This is a genomic window from Phocaeicola sp. RTP21198st1_B8_RTP21198_201120, assembly GCF_040929485.1.
Taxonomy (GTDB): Bacteria; Bacteroidota; Bacteroidia; order Bacteroidales; family Bacteroidaceae; genus Phocaeicola; species Phocaeicola dorei.
Window position 1 is genome coordinate 1 of the sequence record NZ_JBCOCI010000137.1, and the last position, 6,107, is coordinate 6,107.

6 protein-coding genes and 1 pseudogene are annotated in these 6,107 nt (G+C 43.9%); 4 read left to right on the forward strand and 3 right to left on the reverse strand.

Features of this window, described 5'->3' with window-relative positions:
* Positions 1-85: 85 nt before the first annotated feature.
* The 3 genes and pseudogenes from AB5935_RS23155 to AB5935_RS23165 all read left to right on the forward strand — a co-directional run.
* Positions 86-190 (forward strand): annotated as a pseudogene (locus tag AB5935_RS23155) (RHS repeat-associated core domain-containing protein); the annotation flags it as partial.
* Between the two features lie 39 nt (positions 191-229).
* The gene (locus AB5935_RS23160; RefSeq protein ID WP_368327609.1) at positions 230-661 is read left to right on the forward strand and encodes an AHH domain-containing protein; all 432 of its coding nucleotides are present in this window, start codon (positions 230-232) and stop codon (positions 659-661) included.
* Between the two features lie 25 nt (positions 662-686).
* Positions 687-1,379 carry an Imm43 family immunity protein gene (locus tag AB5935_RS23165; RefSeq protein ID WP_146265077.1) on the forward strand — a complete coding sequence of 231 codons (693 nt, stop codon included), beginning with the start codon at positions 687-689 and terminating at the stop codon, positions 1,377-1,379.
* Positions 1,380-1,749: 370 nt separating this feature from the next.
* Here the strand turns inward: AB5935_RS23165 and AB5935_RS23170 are convergent, their stop codons facing one another.
* The 3 genes from AB5935_RS23170 to AB5935_RS23180 are packed head-to-tail and all read right to left on the reverse strand — an operon-like array spanning position 1,750 to position 4,802.
* Positions 1,750-2,610: a hypothetical protein gene (locus AB5935_RS23170; protein WP_146265076.1), complete on the reverse strand. Its 861-nt coding sequence runs from the start codon at positions 2,608-2,610 to the stop codon at positions 1,750-1,752.
* A 6-nt stretch (positions 2,611-2,616) separates the two neighbouring features.
* Positions 2,617-3,678 (reverse strand): AAA family ATPase, encoded by a 1,062-nt coding sequence (locus AB5935_RS23175; protein ID WP_146265075.1) that lies wholly within the window; start codon positions 3,676-3,678, stop codon positions 2,617-2,619.
* Positions 3,672-4,802, reverse strand: coding sequence for a DUF262 domain-containing protein (locus AB5935_RS23180; RefSeq protein WP_146265074.1), 1,131 nt, complete (start codon positions 4,800-4,802; stop codon positions 3,672-3,674). Before AB5935_RS23180 ends, AB5935_RS23175 begins: the two co-directional genes overlap by 7 nt.
* Before the next feature lie 202 nt (positions 4,803-5,004).
* On the opposite strand from AB5935_RS23180, the gene AB5935_RS23185 reads away from it, so the two are divergent.
* Positions 5,005-6,107 (forward strand): DUF6531 domain-containing protein (locus AB5935_RS23185; protein ID WP_272202837.1); only part of this gene is annotated, 1,103 nt, incomplete at its 3' end.

Below are 6,107 nucleotides of genomic sequence, written 5' to 3' on the forward strand. Positions count from 1 at the left end.
AAAATCCTGAGCAACTTTTTGTTGCTCAGGTACTTAAAAAGTTTAATTTATAATAGTGTTGCGGAATTAAGGTTATAATAGATTCAGATACTATTCTGCCGAAATCGGATGTTATTTAACTCATGATCCAATTGGACTGGCTGGAGGAATCCTTATTTACGGTTATGTTTCTAACCCTAATTCCTATATTGATCCTTCCGGAGAAAGCAGTTATCGGTTAGGTAAAAATTTGGAGAAGAATGGTATGAATCATGGAGGTAAAGTAACTTTCGGACCAAACGGGAATAGAAGTACAGAATGGCAGGCGCATCACATTATTCCAGAACAAGTTTGGAGACGTAATAACGTTTTCTTTAAGGAAATTGGGCTGAGAGGTCGTGACTCCGCATCCAATGGCGTTTTCTTACCCAATAGTAAAGAAGTTTCCTCAAAAAATAGCTTACAATATTTTCACTGCGGCTCTCACCCTGACTACAATGTAACTGTTGATAAAGAAATAAAAAAGATAGAAGCAATGTATGAATTTGAAAAAAATAATATAAAACCTGATATAGCTAAAGCTAACGCTATAAACCGCATCCGAAATTTACAAAATGATTTTCGGCAAAAGATGTCCGCCTATTATACAGGAGAACCTGCCTCTATCAATAACTTTCATTAACATTAACGAAAAGATAATAATATTTATGAATACAGAAGAGCTTTATATTTGGCGATATGGGATAGATAAACTTCCTAAAGGATTATTGGAGTATGGTAAATTTGATGTATGTGATATTTATGATGAAACTAAAAGGCAACGATTTCAAACTAAAGGGAGATGGATGTGGAAAATTAAGAATGGATGGGAAGAAAATTTACCTCCAGTCTTATACCTCGTATGTAACAAGAAACCTGGAATCTTACAATTTGATTTTTGTGATCAGTGGAGCATAAAACTAAAAATCGTATCGGAAGAGTTTTTGTCTTTACTTCAAGAAAATGGGTTCATTGATAAATATGATGTTGCAACTGTCAAGGTAGTAAACAAGAAAAACGAAACTCTAACGGATAAAAAATACTACGCTTTACGTATAAATCATTTTGATAACGATTCTTTTCATTTCGGAAAAGGCATAACATATCAGAGTGACTTTCAGAAAAAACTAGGTACCTGTTTTACAGTATATCCTGACATGAAACTGAAAGACTGTTCAATCAAACAGAATTTTTTCGTTTTAGATAGCGTAGAATATGGAGATGGAATAATATTCCGAGAGAAAGTTTTGGATAAGGTGTTGAATCTGTATAAGCCTGAAATTTACAAATTATCAGACTACTCCAAACTATGGATAGATGAAAAATTTTATCCATATGGAAATGAATTTATGATTAAATAAAATCATCTTGAAAACATTCTCTATACTGGTAACAGTTAGTACAACTGATTGTCAAAAATCGTTATGGAACATACCATACTCCATAACGATTCCCGTCCCGGCGGATTTATAATCCACTGGTTATGAGTATTAGTATTAGGATTTGCAATACTTAAATTTTCCTTTGAAAATGTATAGAGATAAGCAAAATGCCAATCTTTATAAATCTGTGATTCTTTGTTGAATTAGTAAAAGAACTAAAATAGAAAAAGGTATAATCAAACTGTCCAAGAACTCTTATCTAAAACATAGCATAATGCATGTAAACAGAATATGAGTTTTTGGACAGCTTTCTATTTCTACTAAAAATACACCAAGACTGTACAAAGCATTACCCCACATCACTCAACTCATGATCCAAATCAAACCTCAACACATAAAAAACGCCATTATCCACATAACCAAAACACCTGTTCCGCTGAGTAATTCTGAATTTCTTAATGCCTTTCTTCCATAGGTCATCTGAAAAATAGCGCTTGCTTTTCTTCTTCTTGTTATACGGTTTATAATCCAACCCCTTATCCGTTGCAATAGCACTCCAGTCCAATTCCTCAAATTTACGGAATGAATCAATAAATTCGTTTTGGTTCTCATTGTCAATAAGGGAAAAACCATGCGTGCCATCAATAAGGCTGAAATCAAGCTTGCCTCCACTGAAACGAATGGTAATATACTTTTCGAGAGATAGTTCACCCCTTTCAAACAGAATGGAGTGCAGTTGCTTCTCTTTCCAGATATTACCTACCTCGATTGGTTCTTCATCTTTGGTTACAACAATCGGATGCTTCTCATACCCGGATCTGATAAATGATAGAAGACAAACCGATCGGGCTGCTGCTTCGGCAATGGAACTGCCGGATACATCGGTTTCACCTACTGAATATTGGGCATTGGAATCCTGTTGGGGAGCTTCATCCCAAAACGGATTACAGATGGCACGTGCCAATGTACTTTTATACAGCCTGGCTTCATCGATGATACGGGTTTCCGGCGCTGTCAGCAAATCGTGTAAAGTCTTGTCTGGCGTGGCTTGCGCAGCAAAAAAACTTCCTTGTTTGAACAGATACCCCACTCCATGTGAAAAGGCATCCTGCAATGCCTTGTGAAATGGAGGCATTCCGTTTTTCCAGAAATCCCGGCTGTCCAAAAACTGTCCGTTCAATGACAATTCATTGATAATGATACCGTCCATAGAGTCTTATAGCTTTAAAATGGCATCCAAATCAATATCAAACTGCTCGAACATGCCGGGGATATAGGATTGTATTCCTCCCTGTGGGGTAAATTCCACAGGTTCGGCATGGGTCAATCCATTCCCGTCTTGTCTGAAGTTGTACACGGCAACGTCAGACAAGGCCAACTTTTCCTGACTGATCAGGCGCCGGATACCGTTAAACAGGTGGTCGCTATGGCTCTCTATGATGATTTGCACACCGGCTTTCGCTATCTTTGCCATGAAATCAATCAGTTCGGCTTGTGCCTTGGGGTGCAGATGGATTTCCGGATTCTCCGTAATCACCATGCCGCCTTTCGGGGTCGCAAAACAGGCTATGATGACTTCCGTCATAAAGCTTACTCCGGTACCGACATGGTAAGGGAGAAGCTGTTTGCCGCTGCGCGTTTCATATTTTACGTAATGATTGCTTCCTACTGTTTCCACCACCAGCCGGTAACCGGTCAGTCTGTCCAGTTGATAATTCACCTGGCCTTCCAGGGTTTGAGTACCGGGAGCCAGGATCAATGCGGCATCCAGCGTATCCAGACGGTGCTTGGCGTAATAGTCTATCACAAATTCCCCGTTACGCCCCAGCTTGTTTTCCGAATCGGGATTAACGGGATGCATATATGCCCCACCGGGGCGTGTGGCAGGCAGGTACAGCAGGTTCTCGCTTCCGAGAACTCCCAGCAGGTTCGGAGATGCGTCAGCCGATTGTTCCACAAAAGTGGTTTGGAATGAGTCATCGCCCGGAGTAAAACAAAGCCGGGTCGGATCTTCTCCATGATACGAAATACAGATTTCGTATGACTTGGCATTGGTCACAAAGTTCCTTACATCATTGAAATTCGACGCTTCTGTTCTCCGGTTCTTCAGACCGTGTTTGCCTTTTTGCTCCGTCACGTTATCCGAAGCAATCAGCAAGGCTTGCAGTGCGGTAGATTTTCCCGATGAATTCGGACCTGCGAACAGGTTCAGAGGTTTTAATTCCAACGAACATTCCACCAGGCATTTATAATTGTTGACAGTCAGATTGTTTAGCATAAATTCAGTTCATGAATAAGTCGGTTGATAATTTCATAACGCTTATAGGTCTGCTTTCCGCTATCCACGGAGCGTGTGAGAGAATCCAGATAGGCATCATTGCACATTAATTGCATATAAGTATTCTGAACCTGACGATGGAATTGTTTCCCTTCTCCGTTCAGCCTTGACAGAAGATAACTGAAACTCTCAAAGAAAGCCATGTTTATCGGCCGTTTCTTGCCGGGTAACGAAGGCAGCCTGAAGCCGCCTGACGGAAGCAGTTGTATGGCAAGCTCCATGGCACGTGTAAACCGGCTGTCCAGTTCTTTAAACAAACCGTTTTCCGGCTCCAGCTGATTGAGAAAACGCATCGTTTTCCCCAAAAAATCCTCTACATTGCTTCGGTAATCCAGAGGCTCATGGGTGTCCGGGTCTATGGTGATATGCTGCTGCCACAAATAAAAAGCCGTAAAACGGAGTACCAGATACCTGTCTTTCATATGGTCGTCTGGAATGGAACCTTCTGTTGCTTCAACAAACGCCTCTTTCTTGGCCAGCCGGTTGATCAGTTTCGTGGCATTGCCCTGATAGAGCGCATTGCGCATCTCTTGATTGTTAAGCCGTGTCCCGCCACGGTTCACCCGGTCAAACAAGTCAAAGGTTACCCGGTCGCTGGTAGGTGCCTTAATCACATGCAAGGTAAGCGAACAGTCCTCTATTTTATTCTGCTCCAACGGAGTCAAATCTGCGAATCGGGAACCGTTCTTATCCTTTAGGATAGTGAGCTTGTCCAAGGCAAATTCATTGTTGATAAAACTGAACAAGGTGCTCAGACGCTGCTTGCCATCTACAATAAGATACACTCCCTTCTCATCTTCCTTCACATAAATCAGAGGTAGAGGAATGCCCATCAGTATGGATTCTATCAGCTCGCTTTTCTGTTTGGTCTTCCATACCAGTCCCCGTTGAAAATCAGGGGTCAGATTCAGCATCGGAGGAGTCTTTTCCCATTTCCGTTTCAGTTGGAACACAGAAGCCGACTCGCGGGCTATATTTAGCACTGCGTCCGGATATACGGTATTCGGCTCGTATGTCTGCTGGTTGGAAGCCGTCCGTATGGTATATTCTCCTTCAAAGTCCATTTATTCTCCTTTTTTCTTCAACAGATGCAAATATACGACGTTTTTTTGATACATGACTTGAAATCAATTGCCTTTTATGGATTGTCTTATGATTTTTGATAGAAAATAGTAGGAGAATGTTTTTCTTTTTTGATTTTAAATGATACATTTGCAAAAACAGACCGACCAATCGGTTTAAAAACAAGAATCAAAAAGTTTCATTATGCCGGATGTGTTCAAGAATATAGCTGACGCCGCCGGTAGCAGCAGCGTCAGACGGGGCTTTGCCGACCTTTTTTCAGCCTCCAAGGCGGCTTTGGACGAGATTCAGGCGGGCCTGGGCGGAATCCTTCCTTCCATGCCGGGTATGCCTGTCGCCAAGTTCGGCGACCTGTCCATCGGGATAGACATGCATCCTACCGTTACCCCTCCCTCTCCCATCATGCCTGTGCCTCATGTAGGCAAGGTGTACGACCTCATGGCAGACCTCATGGCCGGCATGGCGGCTGCCATGCCGGCTGTGGCTGATGGAGTGGCCGGAGTGGCGTGCAACATCCTCAAGAGCATGGCTCCGTCGGTCAAGGTTCATAACCAGTGGATTGCGCAGGCAGGTATCGGCATCGTGCATCTGCCGGCATTTGTATTGCATCCGGCCCCGTTGGTCAGCGGTATGTCCGAGTCGGAGATGTGGATGGGCAGTTCCACTGTCCTGGCGGACGGTGCGCCCTGTTCCTCTCTCACACATCCGGCACTCTCATGCAACATTGTGGGAATACCGACGATTCCCCGCAAGGGGAAGCCCAGGAAGGTGAGCAAGGCTCTGCTTGCCCCCACTTCCATGCTCTCCACCATCACATCCGTAGGAAATCCCGTGCTTGTGGGAGGACCGCCCACAATTGATGTATTTGCGCTGGCGATGAAGTTCGGACTGAAAGGCTTGGGCAAGATGTGGAAGAAGATAGGCGACCGCTTCCAGAACCTGATCGACAGGCTGAGGAAAAAAGGCATGAACAGGCTGGCGGACATTCTCCAGCCCATCAAGTGCAAGACTTTCGGTGAGCCGGTGGACGCTGCTACGGGCAGGGTCTATCACACCAATGTGGACTTCGAGCTTCCGGGTCCGATTCCCGTCGTATGGAAACGTACCTATTACAGTGATGCCGCCATGGACGGTCCTTTGGGATACAACTGGCACCACAGTTACAATCTGGGCATACGGCAGCTGGAGGAAGGGGCGTTCGCATTCCGCCATGCTGACGGACGGGAATCTTTCCTGCCCGTACTGAAACTTGGAGAATCCCATTTTGACCGCAGGGAGCAGCTGGC